Source organism: Aerococcus tenax (assembly GCF_003286645.3).
Taxonomy (GTDB): domain Bacteria; phylum Bacillota; class Bacilli; order Lactobacillales; family Aerococcaceae; genus Aerococcus; species Aerococcus tenax.
This window is the reverse complement of the sequence record NZ_CP127382.2, coordinates 282,917-302,064: the sequence shown is the minus strand read 5'-3', so window position 1 is coordinate 302,064 and position 19,148 is coordinate 282,917. Positions and strand designations below refer to the sequence as shown.

Annotated in this window: 16 protein-coding genes and 1 pseudogene; 4 read left to right on the top strand and 13 right to left on the bottom strand. The window is 41.9% G+C overall.

The features are described 5' to 3' along the window. Positions 1–59 precede the first annotated feature (59 nt). From DBT50_RS01380 to larC, 5 genes are all read right to left on the bottom strand, one after another. Positions 60–1,016 (bottom strand): DMT family transporter, encoded by a 957-nt coding sequence (locus DBT50_RS01380; protein WP_082888611.1) that lies wholly within the window; start codon positions 1,014–1,016, stop codon positions 60–62. Between the two features lie 87 nt (positions 1,017–1,103). Further along, on the bottom strand, positions 1,104–1,784 hold the full coding sequence (gene larB, locus DBT50_RS01375) for a nickel pincer cofactor biosynthesis protein LarB (RefSeq protein ID WP_111852195.1): 681 nt from the start codon (positions 1,782–1,784) through the stop codon (positions 1,104–1,106). A 53-nt stretch (positions 1,785–1,837) separates the two neighbouring features. After that, entirely contained in the window at positions 1,838–2,632 is a 795-nt protein-coding gene (larE, locus tag DBT50_RS01370; protein WP_111852196.1) for an ATP-dependent sacrificial sulfur transferase LarE, read from the bottom strand. Between the two features lie 13 nt (positions 2,633–2,645). Further along, complete coding sequence (gene larC2 / locus DBT50_RS09625) at positions 2,646–3,089, bottom strand: nickel pincer cofactor biosynthesis protein LarC2 (RefSeq protein ID WP_111852197.1); 444 nt, start codon at positions 3,087–3,089, stop codon at positions 2,646–2,648. Positions 3,090–3,112: 23 nt separating this feature from the next. Further along, entirely contained in the window at positions 3,113–3,853 is a 741-nt protein-coding gene (gene larC / locus DBT50_RS09620) for a nickel pincer cofactor biosynthesis protein LarC (protein WP_111852198.1), read from the bottom strand. Positions 3,854–4,036: 183 nt separating this feature from the next. Here larC and DBT50_RS01360 point away from each other — a divergent pair, with 183 nt between their 5' ends. Beyond that, a complete protein-coding gene (locus DBT50_RS01360; RefSeq protein WP_111853470.1) occupies positions 4,037–5,260 on the top strand; it encodes a helix-turn-helix domain-containing protein in 1,224 nt (407 codons plus the stop codon). A gap of 67 nt (positions 5,261–5,327) precedes the next feature. On the opposite strand, the gene ltrA is transcribed toward DBT50_RS01360, so the two are convergent. Together ltrA and DBT50_RS01350 are read right to left on the bottom strand one after the other, a co-directional pair. Next, positions 5,328–6,716: a group II intron reverse transcriptase/maturase gene (gene ltrA, locus DBT50_RS01355; RefSeq protein ID WP_224785078.1), complete on the bottom strand. Its 1,389-nt coding sequence runs from the start codon at positions 6,714–6,716 to the stop codon at positions 5,328–5,330. Between the two features lie 485 nt (positions 6,717–7,201). Further along, entirely contained in the window at positions 7,202–8,401 is a 1,200-nt protein-coding gene (locus DBT50_RS01350; protein WP_111853467.1) for a coenzyme F420-0:L-glutamate ligase, read from the bottom strand. 195 nt (positions 8,402–8,596) lie between these two features. On the opposite strand from DBT50_RS01350, the gene DBT50_RS01345 reads away from it, so the two are divergent. Further along, entirely contained in the window at positions 8,597–9,562 is a 966-nt protein-coding gene (locus DBT50_RS01345) for a glutathione S-transferase family protein (protein ID WP_111852201.1), read from the top strand. 141 nt (positions 9,563–9,703) lie between these two features. Here DBT50_RS01345 and DBT50_RS01340 read toward each other — a convergent pair whose 3' ends face one another. Then, entirely contained in the window at positions 9,704–10,003 is a 300-nt protein-coding gene (locus DBT50_RS01340; protein WP_111852202.1) for a DUF2316 family protein, read from the bottom strand. A gap of 113 nt (positions 10,004–10,116) precedes the next feature. Between DBT50_RS01340 and DBT50_RS01335 the strand changes: the two genes are divergently transcribed. Beyond that, positions 10,117–10,809 (top strand): response regulator transcription factor, encoded by a 693-nt coding sequence (locus DBT50_RS01335; protein WP_111852203.1) that lies wholly within the window; start codon positions 10,117–10,119, stop codon positions 10,807–10,809. After that, positions 10,806–11,702: a sensor histidine kinase gene (locus DBT50_RS01330; protein ID WP_111852204.1), complete on the top strand. Its 897-nt coding sequence runs from the start codon at positions 10,806–10,808 to the stop codon at positions 11,700–11,702. Before DBT50_RS01335 ends, DBT50_RS01330 begins: the two co-directional genes overlap by 4 nt. Before the next feature lie 82 nt (positions 11,703–11,784). On the opposite strand, the gene DBT50_RS01325 is transcribed toward DBT50_RS01330, so the two are convergent. The 5 genes and pseudogenes from DBT50_RS01325 to DBT50_RS09645 form a co-directional block, all read right to left on the bottom strand. Further along, on the bottom strand, positions 11,785–12,564 hold the full coding sequence (locus DBT50_RS01325) for an ABC transporter permease (protein WP_111852205.1): 780 nt from the start codon (positions 12,562–12,564) through the stop codon (positions 11,785–11,787). A gap of 3 nt (positions 12,565–12,567) precedes the next feature. Next, positions 12,568–13,488: an ABC transporter ATP-binding protein gene (locus DBT50_RS01320; RefSeq protein ID WP_111852206.1), complete on the bottom strand. Its 921-nt coding sequence runs from the start codon at positions 13,486–13,488 to the stop codon at positions 12,568–12,570. Positions 13,489–13,760: 272 nt separating this feature from the next. Beyond that, the gene (locus tag DBT50_RS01315) at positions 13,761–14,774 is read right to left on the bottom strand and encodes a lipoate--protein ligase (protein ID WP_111852207.1); all 1,014 of its coding nucleotides are present in this window, start codon (positions 14,772–14,774) and stop codon (positions 13,761–13,763) included. 221 nt (positions 14,775–14,995) lie between these two features. Then, on the bottom strand, positions 14,996–18,064 hold the full coding sequence (locus DBT50_RS01310; RefSeq protein ID WP_412030719.1) for a pneumococcal-type histidine triad protein: 3,069 nt from the start codon (positions 18,062–18,064) through the stop codon (positions 14,996–14,998). Then, positions 18,044–19,135, bottom strand: a pseudogene (locus DBT50_RS09645) (pneumococcal-type histidine triad protein); the annotation flags it as partial. The gene DBT50_RS01310 and the pseudogene DBT50_RS09645, both read right to left, overlap by 21 nt. Positions 19,136–19,148: the final 13 nt, after the last annotated feature.

Below are 19,148 nucleotides of genomic sequence, written 5' to 3'. Positions count from 1 at the left end.
AATAACAAAAGAGTTGACCGCAATGCTCCGTAAGCATTCCAATCAACTCTTTTTATTAATTATTCTTCTTTTGAATCAGAAAATAAGAAGCTCAGTTTAGTTTCTGAAATTAAGATCGCAACAAATATCATTACGAAACCGATAGTCTTGTATACGGTTAGGGTCTCAACCCCTAAAGCCACTGGAATTAAAATACCAAAGACTGATTCTAGAGAAAGAATTAAAGCTGCACTGGTTTCATCAGTATATTTTTGCCCAACATTTTGAAATAGGAGGGCAACTGCTGTACACATGATCGCCAAGTAAGCCAACTCTAAGAAAGTTCTCTGTCCAATCACCAGATTAGAGTTATCTTCAAAGAACAAGGTCGTTAAGCCAGATAAGACTGCTGCAGTAATGAACTGCAGAATAGTCATCAAATAAGGATCCTTGCCCTTAGAAAATTTCGTAACCGCTACAATGTGAGAGGCAAAAAACAGACCGCTCAGTAAGGCCAAAGCATCCCCTAAGATTGCTTCTCGTCCTTGACCCAGCACTGAATTTTCAGCACCTCCAGCCATTGATACAAAATAAATTCCTACAATACAGAATGCTGCAGCAATCATGTTAAATTTATCAGGCCGATTTTTTAAAACAATCCAGGAAATAAAGGGGACTAAAACACAATAGGAAGCAGACAGAAAAGCTGATCTACCGGGATCTGTATATCCTACCCCAACTGTCTGGATAGAATAAGCAATAAAGAGAAAGACCCCAATACTTACCCCACTTTTTAAATCATCTTTAGTCATATCACGAATTTTTTTCCAAAAGATTATCGCTAAGACCAAAGCCGCTACTGAAAAGCGAATCGCTAAAATCATATTTGGATTAACGTAATCCTGTGCGCCCTTAACTACGGTAAGTGATGATCCCCATAAAAAGGCAACAACCAGTAAAAGTAGATTACCGAGTTTTTTATTCTTTTTCTTCTTCTGGGGAGCTGGCTGATTAGCAGTTTGATTTTCTTCTTTCATGATAATTCCTCACTTTTCTTTGCAAGTGACAAGTGACAAAGTTATATCTTCGTACCACCCCCTCTTTCTACTTATCTATAAAAACTGTTAATCTCTCTCCTTAACAAATTGGCTGATCTGCTTTAAGAATAAGGCTCCTTGGTAGGCTCCACCGAAGCCATTATCGATATTCACAACACTTATCCCGGAAGAACAAGAAGTAATCATGGCTAAGAGCGTCGTAATACCTTCTAAGTTAGCCCCGTAACCTACCGAGGTTGGTACAGCAATCACGGGCGCCTCTACTAGGCCAGAAACTACACTAGGTAAAGCGCCTTCCATCCCAGCAACAACAACGAGCACGTTGGCTTGGCGAATTTCTTCTTGGTAAGATAATAAGCGATGGATACCGGCCACACCAACATCATAAATGCAGGTCACTTGGCATCCCATCCATTCTGCTGTCACCCGGGCTTCCTCTGATACGGGAAAGTCAGAGGTTCCTGCATTTAGGATTACCATCTTGCCATGAGGAATTTTCTCACACTGGCCAATGGTAATCGTTTGCGCAGCTTCTTGATAGTCAGCTTGGGGAAAATCTGCCCCAATAACCTCCCATTTCTCTTTAGCTACCCGGGTCACCAAGACCGGTTTATCGTGGTCAAGTAAAGACTGCATCACCCGGGCGATTTGGTCTGCAGTTTTATGCAAACCATAGACAATCTCTGGGTAACCCTTTAAATGATCGCGATCAATATCCACCTTACTTTCACCTAAATTATCAAACATTATAAGTCCTTCCTCTATATCTCTCTTTATTGATACCACTTAATAAATTAGTTTTAACGATTGAGTTTTCCATAAATATAGCCTTCAACATCTAGGGCCAGGTGTTTAAAGCCATAATCCTTAAATTGGACTAAAATCTCATCCTTTTCTCGGAAGAATTGGTCGAACTGGTCAGGAGAGAGCTCTAGCTTAGCCAATTCATTGTAGTAGCGAACCCGAACGGGATCAAAACCCTTTTGGCGCATATAAGCTTCACTAGCTAGAATTTGCTGGACATTGTCCTGGTTAAGTGATGTTCCGGTAGGAAAGCGTGAAATTACACTACAGCCACTTGACCGATTCCAATTCGAAATGCCTTCTTTTTTAGCCAGTTGACGGACATCTTCTTTAGTAAAATCACACAGGATTAAGGGGCTTTTGATATCAAACTCCTTTCGAGCCTTTAACCCTGGACGATAATCGTTTAAATCATCTACAATCATCCCGTCCACTAAGACATAGTCTTTATTTTGAGCCATAGCAGCCTCTTGAACGGCTTGGTAAAACAACAATTTGCTGTAATACCAAATATTGTCATCGTTCTTTTGAATACGAGGATCTTCTAACTCATTGACAGGGATAAGCTGACTTTCGACATCCATAGCCTGAGCAAGAGCTAGCGCTTCCTGGTCATCCGCCTCACTCACTAAATCAGACTGAATAATGATGGCCAAGGTGTTCTCCTTACCTAGTAATTTTCTAGCAAGATATAAGAGAAGAGTTGAATCCACTCCCCCAGAGAAAGCAACGCAGACTTGGCCCATTTCTTTTAAGAGACTTTTCAATTGCTGCAATTTCTTTTGCTCCATAATTACTCCTTACTTATTCTATTTGCGAACCGAACTTTTCTTCAATAACCGCCAAGGCCTTTTGATAGACTTGACTAAGGGCTAAGTGATTATCTCTAGCCAAGTTCACCAAGTCGTCGTATTCTGGAGTGACTTTAATAATCTTTCCATCTAGGTAACCAATTTTAAGTTGAAGCCCACCGCCCATTAAGGCCACTTGGGTAAATTCTCTCGCTAAAATCAAGCGTTCGGTATCATAGTAACGAACCCCAAAAGAAGAACTTTCTTTTAATAAAATTTTAGCAACGCTTTCCTTATCTTTGGCTGAGGTTAAGACCGTAATGAGAACGCCTGGACGGTCTTTTTTCATCTTTACGGGACTATAGAAAACATCAAGAACTTCTTTCTGGCTCTCCAGTAGGCGCAACAAATAGCCCAAGGCTTCTCCCGTCATATCATCAACTTGGCACTCAATCACTGAAACCTTTTCCCTAGTGCCGGCTAGTTTTTTTTTACCAAGGCTACTCTTAAGACATTAGGATGGTCAAATTCACGATCCCCCACCCCATAGCCGATTTTTTCAATGGTTCCTTCAACCACATCCGCATAATCATTAGCTAAAACCTTGGCGAAGGCCGCTCCAGTTGGGGTAGTTAATTCACCTTCCGCAGTAAAAGAGGATAAAGGTACGCCCACCAAAATCTCCATAGTCGCTGGTGCTGGAACCGGATAAAGCCCATGGGCAATTTCAATTTTGCCATGACCGGTAGGCACTTTTGAAAAGGTTAAGTAGTCAACATCCAAGTCTTCAAGTGCTAAGCAAACCCCAATAATATCAATAATGGAGTCCATGGCGCCTACTTCATGAAAATGAATCTCGTCAATTGGCTTGCCATGGATTTTTCCTTCTGCGCGAGCGACCTCTTTAAATATGGCTAAACTCCGCTCCTTAACTCGATCAGCCAGATCACTTTCCTCAATTAATTGAAAAATCCCTTGAGCCGAATGGTGGTGGTGACCGTGGTGATCATGGTCTTCATCAAGCTCTGTAAAGCTTAAATTAAGTTTATTAGCAGTAATTCCTTTTTCGTCCTTTTTGCTAAAAGACATGGAAAAATCATCAATTGGTAATTTATTTAACTCGCTTACGATATAATGCGGATCTGCCCCTAAGTCAACTAAGGCAGCTAGGGTTAAGTCACCAGAAATCCCATATTCACAATTCACGAATAAATGACTCATAATAATCTCCTTTTTTCATTTAATCTCGACCATTTAATATGTTTTTATTATATCGTTGATCAATAAATTATCAAAGTATAGCGCTTTCTTTTATCATTTTGATTGTGCTAAGTTTAGTATATAATAATCTTATTCATGCCATTAAATAAGCTAAGATAGTAGGGGAGTGAACCATAATTAGTGATGAGAAAATATGTCAACAAACTAGATGATGACTTTCGACAAAATTCATTTGCTTTGTCAATGGATATCCAATCTGATTCTAGCCCCACAAAACCCTTATTGCATAAAGAAGCTCGGTTTTTAATTATTATTTCAGGTCAAGGAAAAATAAAAATTAATAATACTGACTATATTATGAAAGCTGGGCATATTATTGCTTTACTACCTTTTGAGGTTTCTGAAATTGTAGAGATAACCGAAAGAGTAACCTATTATTTACTCGTTTATAACTTTGATCGCATAAAATTTCTAATGAAAGACTATTTAAATATTGATAAGGAGTCATTTGATTTATTCAATTATCTAGAAAATAATCCTTGTAAAAAAATAAGCCCTAAGGGGCGTTATCAAGTCAAACAAATTCTCACTGATTTACGTGAAGAGGTTGGACTGATTTCCACCCACACCAACCAACTTTTTCATGACCACCAAGAGTTATCTACTATTCGTAGTTTACTTAAATTAGCAGAGTTTATTATCCTCTATCAAAGAGAAAACCACCAAATAAGTAATTACACCCCTTCTTATAAAGAAATATTTGCTTATTTATTCTACAATGCTTCAAAATCGCTTCATTTAGATGAAGTCGCTAACATCTTTTTCTTGGACAGCCAGTCCCTAGAAGCAGGAATACAAGCTTATGTAGGGATCAGCTTCAAAGAAGTTTTACAAAGAATCCGTGTCTTTAAATGGCTTCATTTACAAGAAAATACTGAGTTAAATCAAGAAGAAATTTCTCTGCTATTAAACTATCCCTACAGTCAAGAAATACAGGAAGAAAGCAAAAGAATTCAGTACTTAAGCCCTAAAGAATGTGAATCCTACTGGCAATTAATTGAAGCCATTACTCCTATAGCCCTTAAAGAATTGCAACCTAAAATATTAGAATTCACCTACTCTCACTTTACTGATGCTCTTACAATTGAACACCTGAGTCAAAGATTTTCCCTAAGCCCCCAAGATATTAATAGCCAACTTATCGCCTATACTGAAAGAAATTTTCAAAACTTAGTGACCCATCTACGAATAAAAAGCGTCTGTCAGCGCTTACAAGCTGGTGATAAAGACCTTAAAGAAATCTCCAAAGAAACGGGCTTTATTCATGAAAATAAACTTAAACGTAGCTTCTATACTATTATGCAAATGACCCCAGAAGCCTACTGGGAAAAATATAAGATCGAGTAGGACTCTGTCCGTTAGTCGGACAGAGGACCTCTCACACCACCGTACGTACGGTTCCGTATACGGCGGTTCAATATCTTAAATAGGCAGACTCCGCCAGGAGGGTTAATGATTTTAATCCCCACTGACGGAGTCTTTTTGTTGTCAGAGCGTAGTGCACCTCCGGTGTCTTGGATAGACGCCAATACTTCTTGCGTGAGAAAGCAATACGCTTCGCGCTTTCACTATCCAATCCCAACCGCATGAGGCGTATAATCTTCGTTCGACAGTTTTTCCATCGCTTCAAAATGAGTTGCCTTAGGCGATGGTTTAACCATTGTTCTATCTCTTCAATATAGGTTTTAATATAGCCTACTCCAAAATAGTTGATCCAACCTTGTGTGACTTGGTTGATCTCTTTTACAATGGTTTTAAAGGTACCTGGTCGCTTTCGACTTGTCAGACGTTTTAACTTTGCTTTGAATTTCTTCTTCGCTTCATTCGTCGGACGAAAACGACAACCCTTTCGGGTAGGCTTGATAAGGCAACCCAAGAATTTTAAACGGGTTGGCGAACCCACTTGACTTTTCTCATGGTTAACGGTTAATCGAAGATCTTTTTCAATGTAAGTAGTAATACTTTTTAGCACACGTTCTCCTGCTCGCTTAGATTTGACGAAAATCGCAAAGTCATCTGCGTAACGTACAAAACGATGTCCACGACGTTCTAATTCTCTATCCAATTCATTTAAATAAACATTACATAGAAGCGGTGAAATAACACCCCCTTGAGGGGTACCCGTATGACTGTCAATAAATTGACCAGACATATCAATAACACCTGCACTCATAAAACGTCTAAGAATACGTGATATCGCTGGATCTTTTACCATTTGTTCCAAGTAATGAATCATTTTATCTTGATTAAAATTATCGAAACAATTCTTTAGATCGCAATCAACCACAACTTTATAGCCTGTTTCGTAATAGTCGACACATTGTTTCAGTGCACTATGTGCACTCTTGCCTTTACGAAAGCCATGACTATAAGGTGATAGTTGAGGATCTATGATTGGTTCAATCACTTGTCGAATGGCTTGTTGAACAATGCGATCCCTGACCACAGGAATACCTAATCGACGAACTCCTCCATTGGCTTTGGGAATTTCTACCCGCTTGACCGGTTGAGGTTTATATGTTGCATTCATCAATTTCTGTTGTAAGGGTCTAAGATACTTTCTTACTTCAGCTTCCGCAGCTTCTGCGGAAACACCATCAATACCAGCTGCTCCTTTGTTCTTACGAACTAATTGAGCTGCTCGCATGAGGTTTTCTTCTCTGACAACGAGACTCATTAGAGACCCATCATGTCTTTTCATATATTCAATAGCTCTACCACTAAGCACATCTACATACTTTTCAGGTTCCACCTTATTCCTCTGTAGGCTGCGTTGCTTCCGCAACTTTTCTGCTTTTCCCATAATTGAGCTACCTCCCATCTAAATAAACATGGATATTGTTCAGTCCTTCGTTTCCTCTGGAAACTACTATGACTTCGGCTGACTTCTCACAGTAAACCTTTTTCGACCGGCTTCTTATAAGGGGACTCCTGCGCCGTCTGTGAGATCTCCCTGGGTAAGAACGACAACTTTCTACTCATGTCACTGCTTCATCTACTGTCTCAGATTCGTGCAGTATTGGACTTCACTTTGTCTGGCAAGCTCATCCATCTTTTGACAGCCTTTCTTTATGAAGTTTCTGTACGTCAGTGCAAGTATTTGCCTCCAACTTCCTTCAGATTCCACCTCACGGTGGACACCCTTGTCATTGGCTAACAGTTCCTACTGCAAAGGCCTGTAGTGGACTTTCACCACCGAGTTGTCGCCCATGCCAGGCGCACCAAGAAAAAAGTTCAAGCTGATTGTTATTTTCAGCTTGAACTTTTCCTTTTTACTCGTTAAATGAATTAATCTTCATCGGATAAATTATCAAAGTAACCTTGGATGTAAACAATTGGAGTTCCTTTATCCCCACTACCGCTGGTTAAGTCAGATAAGGAACCTACTAAGTCAGTAATTTGCCGTGGGGTGGTTCCTAGGCTGACATTTTTACCATCTCTATCCACATCGTCATGTTGGCTAATATAGTCAGTAATGGCATCTTCTAAGGCTTGCCCATTAAGGTCACTGAACTCATTGTCGGCCAAGTATTTTAATTTCACTTCATTAGGAGTCCCTTCAAGACCACTGGTATAACCAGGGGAAACGACTGGATCAGCCAGTTCCCAGATATGACCCACTGGGTCTTTGAAAGCACCATCTCCATAGACCATGACTTCAATTTTCTTGCCGGTAGCTTCTAATAAGCGCTTTTGCACATCATAGACAAAAGATTTTGAGTCACGCGGGAAGAGTTTTAATTCATTGTCTCCAGAGAGATTGGTCCCCAATAAACCGTATTCTTCATTGTAACCTGACCCATCAACTGATTGGGTTAAGATTTCATCTAAACGGTAGACAGTCTTAGCTCCAGCTTCTTTAACGGCTTGAGCTGTTTTGAAACGGGTATGAATATCCGATACTAAGACAGCATCAGTATAGTCAAGAATGGCTTGGGCTTGGTTAGAAAAGATGATTTCACATTCAGCGCCTTCTTTTTCCACGCATTCACGGTAAAGGGCCACATAGTCTACCCCAGTAAATTTATGTTTGATTTCTTCAATGTGCGAACGGAATTCTGCTTCACTTAGGGTATCTGTCCAGGGGTTAACGCCCGACTTCACCAGGGCTTCATCACTGATTAATTCATTGCCCACTTCATCAGCCGGATAAGAGAGTTGAATGATAACTTTCTTAGTTGCCCGGGCAACGGCTTGGAGAATATTATAGAAACGATTCCGACTATTAATTGGAAATACCACACCAATACTTTCTGATTGGAATTTTTGGTGGATATCCTTAGCGACAGCATCTAAGCTGGCATAATTTCCTTGGGCTCTGGCATAGATTGATTCGGTAATGGCCACAATATCCTTGTCATGAATGGTAAAGGGCGCCTCTTTGGCTGCATGAGTGACTGTATCTACAACAATTTGAGCTAAGTCGTCACCTTTTTTTACAATGGGTGCACGTAGGCCACGTGATACTGTCCCAACAACTCTTGACATATTCATCATCCTTTTTAATTAAATTACTTTGAGTACCTGAACATTTTACCATTATTTTCTCTGACATTAAATCATTTCTTGGTTTTTTACCCATACAAGAAAAAGGAGCAAATCATTTTTCATTTAGGGATTGGTCTTATATAGTAAATAAGAAGCTTATATGACCTAAAAACAAGTAAAAGGAGCGATTAATCGATGGGATTATTAGTTGACGGTAAATGGTATGACAAGTGGTACGATACCGAAAGTACTGGGGGCCACTTTGTCCGCAAAGACTCCCAATTTAGAAACTGGATTACTAAAGACGGCTCCCCCGGGCCCACAGGCCAAGGAGGCTTTAAGGCTGAAGCTGGCCGCTACCACCTCTATGTGTCCTATGCCTGCCCCTGGGCCAGTCGTGCCCTCATTATGCGGGCACTCAAGGGGCTAGAAGATATGATTTCAATCTCGGTTGTCCATCCCCATATGGGCGAAAACGGCTGGACCTTTGAAGAAGCTGACGGCGTGATCAAAGATCCGCTCTTTGACGCTGACTATCTCTATCAAATCTATACCCATGTTGATCCTAATTATAGCGGTCGGGTCACGGTTCCCGTTCTCTACGACAAGAAGACCGATACCATTGTTAATAATGAGTCTTCCGAAATTATGCGGATGTTTAACCAAGCCTTTGATGATATTGGCGCAAAAACAGGCGACTACTATCCAGAAAAGCTACGCAATGAGATTGACCAATGGAATGATGAAATCTATCCTAAGGTTAATAATGGCGTTTACAAGGCGGGCTTTGCGACCAAGCAATCTGTCTATGAAGAAGAAGTGGACCAATTATTTAAGGAATTGGACCGCTTAGAGGACCACTTAAGTCACCATGATTACCTGGTTGGGGACCAAGTCACAGAGGCTGATTGGCGGCTCTTTACCACCTTGGTTCGTTTTGATTCCGTTTATTACGGCCACTTCAAGTGTAATATTAGAAACTTAACCGACTACCCAGCTCTCTGGCTCTACACCCGTAAGCTCTATCAATGGCCGGGCATCAAAGAAACGGTAAACTTCTCCCACATTAAGGAACACTACTACACCAGCCATCCGACCATTAACCCCAATGGAATCGTTCCGGTGGGGCCTGATTTAGACTGGTCACTTCCTAATGAATAAAGAAATAAAATCATTTGAATAAGCACTCTCACTAGCCTTCAACCCGCTACAAAAAAGCACTCCCGAGGCTATATGGTGACCCCAATAAGTTGGACTAAGAATTCAACTTTTGGGGGGCACTACACTAGTGGGGGTGCTTTTTTACTTTAATAGACCACGCTCAATGAGATCGGCATCTAAGAACCAATAATCATGGTAATCCCCCCCCAGGGCTTGAAAGGGCACTGGCTCTTGGCCGTGCTCGTTTAAATAAGTATTGAGATAATTTTTTAAGATCCAGGCATCTTCTAAACGTTGGCCTTGTAATTGAAAGACCTGGTCCAGGTAAGATTCACTCGTCTCCAAAATGTCAGCTAGCTCCTGCTTGCTTAAGCCAGTCTTTTTAAAGGCCGCTTTAAGCGCTTGTTTAGTTTCTTCTCTTTGAGATTGGGTTAAAGACATGGTTATCACTCCTCTTTCTGCCTTCTATTATAAACTTCGCTCGAGAAATAAGAGAATAATCCGCCTAGTCCATGTTACAATACTGGTAAAAATCAAGTGAAAGGCGTGGTTGCATGAAACAAATCATGATTGTGGAAGATAATGATGACATTAACACAATGCTTAAAGACCTCCTGAGTCAGAATTACCAAATCCAACAAGCTTTTTCCGGAACTGAAGCCATCCGACTCTTTGACCAAGAGGACATCGACTTAGTGCTCCTAGATATCCTCCTTCCCGGCAAGAAAGGCGACGAAGTCCTGGACTATATTCGTCAAAGCAGCCAAATCCCGGTCATCATGCTGACAGCCCTGGGGGATAAAGACCTGGTCAGTGAATACCTCTTAAAAGGGGCCAATGACTACATTACTAAGCCCTTTAACAATAAAGAAGTCTTAGCCCGAATTACGGTGCAATTGCGGCAAAGCAACCAACAGGCTAAAGATCAGTCAGACCAAGTCATTGACTTTCAAGCCATCCACTTTGATCCTAAGCAGTTTCTGATCTATACGGACCAGGAAGCCATCCGCCTGACTAAAATCGAAGCCAAGATCTTTCACAAATTGCTCAGCCACCCTAAGCAAATTTTCACCAAGGAGCGACTCTATGAATCTATCTGGCAGGCGCAATATATCGCCGAAGACAATACCTTAAACACCCACCTCTCCAACCTGCGTAAGAAATTGACTCAATTAGATCCCAGCCAGGACTATATTGAAACCATTTGGGGGATTGGTGTCAGACTAGCCAGGGGGGACCAGGATTGACCCTGCTACTTTGCATCTTATCTTTATTCTTGCTCTACCGCTATCTGAAAATGAAAAAAGCTCTGCGGAACTTTAGCCAAGACATGGCCTACCGAAGAGAAGAACAATCTAACCGCCTACTCACCAGTTCCCTGAATGATAAGGACCTCCACCAAGTAATTAGGGAGGCTAACCAACTCTTCGATGACTTACAAACTTTGCGGATTAAAAACCTCCAAGAAAAGAATAGTCTTGACCAAGCCATCCATAATATTGCCCATGATATCAGAACTCCCCTCACCGTTGCCAGCGGCTACTGCCAGCAGCTTTTGGATTCAGAAGGTAGTTTAGACTCGGTTGAAAAAGAAAAGCTATTGAAAATCAACCAACATCTCAGCCAAGTCGCTCACCGCTTAGAAGAATTACTCAGCTATCAAAAACTTATCGAAGGTCAAGTCCAAGTGCAGCTTGAGCCAGTAGACCTCAGCCAAGCGGTAAAGGAAAACTTACTCCATTACTACGACCGCCTTAATGATGATTTTCAGATTCACTTAGCCATTGAGGAAGCTTGCTATATTGACAATAGCCCGGATCTTTTAAACCGTATTCTGGATAATCTTTTGGGCAATGTGATTAAGCATGGCCACTCTCAATTAAATATCCAGGTCAAAAAAGACAACAAGCAGGTCCACTTGACCCTGTCAAATCAAAGTCAGCAAGCCGTCCAACATTTAGACCAATTAACCAAGCGCTTCTACGCAGAAAACCTTGCCAACGACCAACTTTCTTCGGGTTTAGGCTTGTTTATTATCCAAGAATTAGTTGATCTCACTCAGGGGCAACTCTCCATGACCTACCAAGAAGGTAGCTTCACCAGCCAAATCACTTGGCCAGCTAGTGAAGGTTCAGATTAACAACAAATAACCGACCTCTTGACTTAGAGGCTTATTCTAAGTCATCGAGGTCGGTTTTTCATTACTATTCAATGGCTAATTTTTAGAAATCGCGCTGTTTAAATGACATTAAGGCGATTAAGAGGCAGACTGCGATCACTAAGAGGGCTAAGGGGGTAAATTCTAAGAAAAATTCACTATCCAAAGTTAAGGCGCCAGCCTGGTTGAGCATACTTTGGAAATTCAGGTAGGCGAAAATTTTACTTTCAGCAAAGTAAGCAATCTGAACGACCGTTAGTACCAAGGGCACCACAATAGTCGCTAAGATACTCCACACATTGGAGAGGGTTAGGAAAATAACCAGCATCGTTACCGCAAAGACGCCTTGGAGGGAGAGGTACTGCACCAAGAATACCCTGATAAAATTACCAAGCCACTCTAAGCTTAAGGCGTCAAAGCCATTGGTAAGGCCCGCTACCAGGTAAGTCGTTCCGTAATAAAAGATGAATTGCAGGGCTGTCACCATAAGAAAAACACTATACTTGGAAAAGAAGTAATGAGTCCTAGACATCCCGCTACTAATAATATTCTTTAAGGTCCCACTATTTAAATCCGCTCCCACAGTCATATAAAAGAGGGGGAGAGAGAAATAGATTAGAAAGGCTGCCATGGTTGACATGGCCATAACGGCTTGGTGACTGGTCCAGGCCATTTCTCGGATAAGATCGGTCCTTTGGGCGATTTCCTGAGCATTTTGTTCACTGACAGTCATTGAGAAAACACCCTTATCCCAGACACAGAAGGCGACTACCAGAATCAAAACCAGCTGGGTAATGTAAAAGCCCTTGCTATGAAACAATCGATAAAAATCTGCTCTTAACATGGTCTATTGGTCTCCTTTCTCTTCGACAATGCCGGTAAAATAATCTTCTAAGTTTTTGTGAGAAAAATAAATGGCATCGATAGGCACATCCGCCTGACTAAAGAGCTGAATGTAGGGCTGAATCTTTTGGTCAGAGGTGAAAATATGGATGGTTTCTTCATCCACCACTTTAAAGTTCGACTGCCCTTGTTCAGACAATAGACGGCTGGCCTGGGATACTTGACTAGTTTGTAAGACAATATACTCCCGGTTCATTTGCTCAAATTCCTCTTTAGTCATTTCTTGGATAAGCCGCCCCTGATTAATGAAGCCAAAGCGGCTAGCCGTTTGATAAAGTTCAGAAAGAATATGACTAGAAATGATAATAGTCATTTGCTTTTCCTGGCTTAACCGTTTAACTAATTGACGGAAATGGCTGATGGCAATCGGGTCTAAGCCATTGATCGGTTCATCGAGAATTAATAGGTCAGGCTGGGTTAATAAGGCAATCCCAATGCCTAATTTTTGTTTCATCCCCATAGAAAAGGATTTATAGGCTTTCTTGCGGTCTTGGGTCAGGCCAACCAAGTCTAAGGTTTCCTTTACCACCCGGTCCTCATCAACCACTCCACGTAATTTACAATAATAGTGTAAATTTTGCTCTGCAGTTAAGGCGTCATAGGCCACGGGACTTTCAATCACTGCCCCGGTGCGTTCCAAGGCCTTGGTCCACTCCCGGCTACTTTCCGAATGGAACAAGGACACTTTACCCGAGCTTGGTTTGATCAAACGGACAATTGCTTTGAGCAGGGTAGTTTTCCCTGCCCCATTACGTCCGATTAAGCCATAAATTTCCCCTGCCTTAAGACTTAGAGACACTTGGTCTAAAGCTACTTGCTTGCCATAAGTCTTGGTCAGCTGGTCAACTCTTAGCACTTCTTCCATGCTAATCCCTCACTTTCATATCTGATCTCTTCTTGACACTGTTTATTATGCCAGCCGCTTCTCAATAGATTGCCAAGCAATTCTAAAGTCTTTCTAAAGAAATGGAAACACGCAAAAAGAAGCTGTGACTGGGGACTGCCTACCTATCAGTTAGGCAGAGTTTTCCACTTAGCCACAGCTCCAGTTTAATTATTCAGTTTTTATCCACAGACCGCTCTCTCATACAGACGGTTTTAGCATTTTTCCTCAAATTATCCCCAAGAAGGCATTTTCTAGACTTCTTGGAATACAATATCCACTAATTCTTCCGCAGTGATATCGCCGAGATATTTATTTAGGTCTAGATCACTTAAGGCATCAACCATGGCTTGACGGTCGTATTTGACACCATCCAAGGCTTCTTCCACATCAGAAATTTCTCCTAGACCGAAGAAGTCCCCGTAGATCTTGGCTTGGCTAATGAGTCCCTTAGAAACATTCAACCGCAAATCCACAAAGCCGAAGGGGAATTTATGTGAACCTTGGATATCAAAGTCAGGGGATTGTCCATAATTCCAGTTCCAGTTTCCCATCCGTTCAGCCCGTAAATCCATAACTCCTTGCCAAATTTCAGGGGTTAATTTTAACTCAGGCACTTCTTCACGATTTTTAACCCCAAAGATTTCGAGTAGGATCCGGTCACGGAACTCTTCTGTGGAGAGGTTCTTATACTCCTCGTCGACAAAGGGTTTGATATTGGTTACCCGTGACCGAACCGACTTAATCCCTTTGGATTCGAATTTTTCTTTACGGGGTTTAAGGGCATTGTTGACCTCATTTAAGTCCGCATCAAATAGAATGGTCCCGTGGGCAGTCATCCGACCATCCTTAGCGTACATGGCATTACCGGAAAATTTTTGGTCACCAATCACTAAGTCATTACGCCCCTTTAGGGCAGCGCCTTCCACCCCCATCTTATGGAGGGCATCGATCACCGGTTTAGTAAAGGAGGCAAAGTCACGGAAACTACCATCATCATCTTTAATAAAGCAGAAGGAAAAGTTGCCCCGGTCATGATAAACCGCTCCCCCACCGGACATGCGACGAACCACTTGGATATTATGCTCATCCACATAACGTTGGTTAATCTCTTCATAGGTATTTTGGTTGCGTCCAATAATAATCGAAGGATCATTGATATAAAATAGTAGGATGGGTTCATCGACTAGGCGGTTTTCAACCAAATAAGTCTCCAAGGCAATATTAACCGAAGCATCATAGTGATTATTATTATCTACAAAAATCATTGTTTTCCTTCCTCTCATGACTAATTCATATTTAATAAAGCTTACCAGAGCTTATTATAGCAAATTTAACTGATAATGAAAGCGGTTGATAAGCGAAGGACCAAGAAAAAACTCCCCCTAAAGTTTTAGCTCGTTTCAAGTAAACTTTAGAGGGAGCCTCTTGCCTTAGTATTGTGACTTAAGCAAATTTTTAAGCGATTAAATAAATGAATTTTCTCTGCTTAGTTTGCCGCTTTGACTTCAGTGGTCAGGTTGGTCTCACTATTTTCTGGCGAAACTTCTTTGTCATTGGTTTTTTCGGCTTCAGCATTTTCTGAATTGACTGTTTCAGTAAGCACATTTTCTGCTAGACCTTTCTTGTCCTCACTATTATCTAAGGACGGATTGTGATTGCTTTCAGAAATTAAGTTTGCCCTTTCTTGCTCACGGGATTTGAGCACTGCTTCCACTGCGACAACTTGGTCAGGACTTAATTCACTAGCCTTTTTAGCTTGTCCGGATTCTGGCTTATAGACTGTCAGCTTATATTCCGTGCCGAAAATTTCAAAGATGTAGCCTCCAGCAGTTCTGGATTTTACTTCTTCAGGGTTAAAACCATGAGAAGCGAGAAAGGCTTCCTTTGCCGTTTCAATTCGTTCGGCGTCGTTTTTTTGTTCGGTAGCTGCTTTTGAATCGGTGGCTGGCTCTTTATCTGGGGCCTTGCTAGCTCTTTGCTGCAAGACTTCTTCTACCGCGGCAATTTGTTCTTTTGAGAGTTCAGACTGACTGAAGTACTGGTTGCCTTGGTCAAATTGGAAGAGGTATCCGCGTGAAAAACGGCTAAGCACTTTATCTGCTTGGAAATTCTTCAAGAAAAGTTGCCGTTCAATTTTTTCAACTTGGTAATCGGATAAAGCTTCAGCTGGGTAAACCACGGACTTTCCATTCACTTTAAAGTGGTAACCATCGCCAGCCTTGCCTAACACTGTTTGAGGGTCAAGTGTTTTTCTAGCTAAGACCGCTTCGACTGCAGCAATTTGGTCCGGTCTTAATTCAAATGGATAGACATAAAATTCCTTACCATTGTCACCTTCGAAGACGTAGCGGTCACCACGCTTGTCAGGCACAACACTTTCTGGATCGATTTGAGGGCTTTGGTCCTTAGTCTTTTCAACTGCTATTCCCTGTTCTTCCATCCATTCTTCCACTTGGGCAAGTTCATAGCCCTTTAATTCGCCAAATTCAATATAGTGAGTATGGGCATGACCATCTTCTCGGTGCGCGGTGGTTACACCATGGTCATCCACCCCTAAGATATTATCCTTACTAAAAACATAGCCTTCAGATCCAGTATTATAAGGTCCCGCCTGGAGCCCCTTACCGAAAGCCTTATACTTTTTACCATTAAAGGTCACATAGAAATCCTTGTCATCCTCTGAGTGGTTATGAGAGACACCAAAACCATTTTTAGGCGGCATTTTAGCTTCAGGATGAGTGATTAAATAACGCATACTTGCCTTAGCCTTTTCGATTTTTTCCTTATCTTGGTTAAACCAAGCATTTAAATGGATATCTTCGATTTTGTGCCAGTGATCAATATGGTAAACCAAGAAAGCCCCATTTTCTTCTCTTTCCGGATAGGCCATCTGTATATTCACTGCAGCCAATTGCTGAGGGGTAAAGAGCCCTTCAGGGATAGGGGTAGCTTGTGGCTGCTCTGCTACAATTTCTCCCTTTTTCTCACCTTGGTCATTTTTAGAAGAGCTAAACGAAACAGTTTCATAGTCTATCGGTAAAGTAATATCATCAAGTTTTTTAGCAATCGTTTTATCCGCGAGAACAGCAAGTAACTGATCACCATCACGTAAAACCTCTTTGTCTTGGAGACCATGTTCCAATTTGAACTGACTCAATTTTAATCCTAAAATATAGTCTTTATATTCTTCAGCAGTAGAAAAATCACTCGCTCTTAGGTAGGAAGGATAGTCCGATAAATTCTTCATATGACTATGATTACCATGCGGAACAATGACTTTATTGCCGGTTACTTTAAGATCGGCCTTCTTAACCCCACTTTCCAGGGCGATTAAAGAAAGTTTCTTATCGATTTCATCAGCAGAATCCTGACTTTCTTCGACAAACTTAATTTCCTTTTTCCCGCTATTGACATAATCCTGTGCTTGACGGATCTCTTCATCATCCAAATCCGCAAAGGGAACATAGTGACTGTGATCGCCATGTTGGGTGATAAGGCCGTTACTGTCGTACTCTAGGATCGACTCTGGGCTAAAACGATAGCCGTCATCAGTGGTATAGGCTTTATGATCTTTACCTTTAGCGGATTTAGCGATTTTTTGAGCCAGAGCAAGGAAGTTTACCTTATCTTGGTCTTTCTCCTCTTGTCTATCGTCCACCTGGCTTGCTTGCTTCTTAGACTCATCTGCTTGATGATTTATCTCTTCACCATGGGAATCTGAAGGTTTACTTTCCTGATCGGTCTTCCCAGCTTGGTAAATATAAGAAGGATTGTTGAGATGAGCTTCTGTTGCAGCAATTTCAAGAGCGGATAATTCTTGCAAAGGAATCACATGGTGGTGGTCACCATGGGGATGAACATAGCCAAATTTGGTCTTGCGTGTCACTTTCATCGGATCGAATAATAAGCCATCCCCTTCCCTATGGCGTTCTTTTAGAGGAAGAGCGTAGAGTTCATTCAACATTTGCTCTAAGGTTTTTTGACTATTTGCCGGACTGTCATTGAGATCTTTTTGCGGCTGTGGTTTTGCTTCTTTGGGATGGTCGATTTGGCTAGGTTTAAAGCCTGGTTTATTCACTTGCGGGCGAGCTGGGTCTAAGGGCCTAATGACCTTCTCAGTCTGGTCTTGCTGTGCTCCAGCTTGCCCGCTCTTCTTATTAAGATATGCCTGGGCTTGGGCGCGCTCATTAACACTTAAATCCGCCTTAGGCACATAGTGGAAATGATCGCCGTGCTGACAGATGTAGCCATCGCCTTGGTCAGAAACGATAGATTCAGGGGTAAAGATATAACCATCGTCGGTAGTATAACGTCCCTGACGCCGCGCTTCTTCTAAGGGAGAAAGATCCTTTCCTTGATCTTTATTGCCTTGGCCATGCTCCTGGGTTTTCTGTCCTGCTGGCTCTTTTTGTTCAGGAGCTGCTTGATCTTTTTTCTCAGGCTGCGACCCTGTTTGTGGTTTCTTATTAGATGCTGTCGTTTTTGAATGGTCTTTAGGCGCTTGGTAGTTGTAGTTCCCCGCCTTTAAATAAGCTTCAGTGGCCGCAATTTCCAAATCGGATAGTTGGTCAAAAGGAATAATATGGAAGTGGTCGCCATGGGGGAGGACATAGCCGAAATTGTTTCTTTTGGTGACTTTGACCGGATCAAAAACTAAGCCATCGGACTCTACATGGCGTTGATGCATTGGCAGTTTATAGAGTTGGTCTAATAAACCGTCTAAGCCAGAACGTTGTCCCTGACTCGCTTGCTGAACTTCTTGGTTGGCTTGATTTTGGGGACTTATTTTACCCGTTGATCCCTGTGGGTTTTGCCAGCTATTATTCCCATTCACTAGGCCAGCATAAGGACTATTATTTAAGCGTTGGCTAACGATGCTTTGTCCACTACTACGCGAGGGGCCTGCTGATCCTGACTGAGAAGTTCCTGATCGTCCCGCCATATAGGCCGCTGCGGCCGCCCGTTCCGCTGGGGAAAGGTCTGCTTTAGGTACATAGTGGAAGTGGTCGCCATGGGCACAAATATAAGCGTCCCCGGTATCTTGAACAATGCTCCCTACAGTAAAGACATAACCATCATCGGTGGTATAACGGCCTTGGGCTTTAGCTGCTTGGACAGCTTGGGCCTCAGCCTTAGTCATGGCATGTCCTCCGTGGCTACCGTCTTCTTTAACATTGTGCAATTTTCTTTGCTCTTCAATTTCTTCTTTGGTTCGCACATTAACAGCTTTATTAGGATCTTTTAGATAGAGGTAATATTTGCCATTAACCTTAATGATATAGCCATCCCGAACTTCGTTTACAATATCTTCTTGACGGAGTTTGTAATTGGGGTCTCGCATAATTAATTCTTCACTAATAATGGCATCATAAGGAACCTTACCATTGTAATAGTGGAAATGATCGCCGTGAGAAGTGACATAGCCATCATCAGTGATCTTCACTACGATTTGCTCTGCTTCGATTTCATCATCCGCATGAGATAATTTTTTGACTTCGGCCCCATCTTTTCCCAGGCCTTGGTCAGCCACGTAATTAATCGTCGATTCATTGCCTGAATGCCCCTGGGAGTAGCCCCAATAATAGCCCCCTCCTAATAAGAGCGCTGAGGCTGAGCAGGCCAGAATGGCTTGCTTAATG

What these genes read in the sequence shown, in the direction of transcription:
- DBT50_RS01340 (WP_111852202.1), bottom strand. Translation starts at nt 10,003, where the DNA reads ATGTCTTTAACCCAATCTCAAAGAGAAGAAACTAAACAAGCGCTTAAA.
- DBT50_RS01360 (WP_111853470.1), top strand. Translation starts at nt 4,037, where the DNA reads ATGAGAAAATATGTCAACAAACTAGATGATGACTTTCGACAAAATTCA.
- DBT50_RS01380 (WP_082888611.1), bottom strand. Translation starts at nt 1,016, where the DNA reads ATGAAAGAAGAAAATCAAACTGCTAATCAGCCAGCTCCCCAGAAGAAG.
- DBT50_RS01350 (WP_111853467.1), bottom strand. Translation starts at nt 8,401, where the DNA reads ATGTCAAGAGTTGTTGGGACAGTATCACGTGGCCTACGTGCACCCATT.
- DBT50_RS01325 (WP_111852205.1), bottom strand. Translation starts at nt 12,564, where the DNA reads ATGTTAAGAGCAGATTTTTATCGATTGTTTCATAGCAAGGGCTTTTAC.
- larC (WP_111852198.1), bottom strand. Translation starts at nt 3,853, where the DNA reads ATGAGTCATTTATTCGTGAATTGTGAATATGGGATTTCTGGTGACTTA.
- DBT50_RS01335 (WP_111852203.1), top strand. Translation starts at nt 10,117, where the DNA reads ATGAAACAAATCATGATTGTGGAAGATAATGATGACATTAACACAATG.
- larB (WP_111852195.1), bottom strand. Translation starts at nt 1,784, where the DNA reads ATGTTTGATAATTTAGGTGAAAGTAAGGTGGATATTGATCGCGATCAT.
- ltrA (WP_224785078.1), bottom strand. Translation starts at nt 6,716, where the DNA reads ATGGGAAAAGCAGAAAAGTTGCGGAAGCAACGCAGCCTACAGAGGAAT.
- DBT50_RS01345 (WP_111852201.1), top strand. Translation starts at nt 8,597, where the DNA reads ATGGGATTATTAGTTGACGGTAAATGGTATGACAAGTGGTACGATACC.
- DBT50_RS01320 (WP_111852206.1), bottom strand. Translation starts at nt 13,488, where the DNA reads ATGGAAGAAGTGCTAAGAGTTGACCAGCTGACCAAGACTTATGGCAAG.
- DBT50_RS01315 (WP_111852207.1), bottom strand. Translation starts at nt 14,774, where the DNA reads ATGATTTTTGTAGATAATAATAATCACTATGATGCTTCGGTTAATATT.
- larE (WP_111852196.1), bottom strand. Translation starts at nt 2,632, where the DNA reads ATGGAGCAAAAGAAATTGCAGCAATTGAAAAGTCTCTTAAAAGAAATG.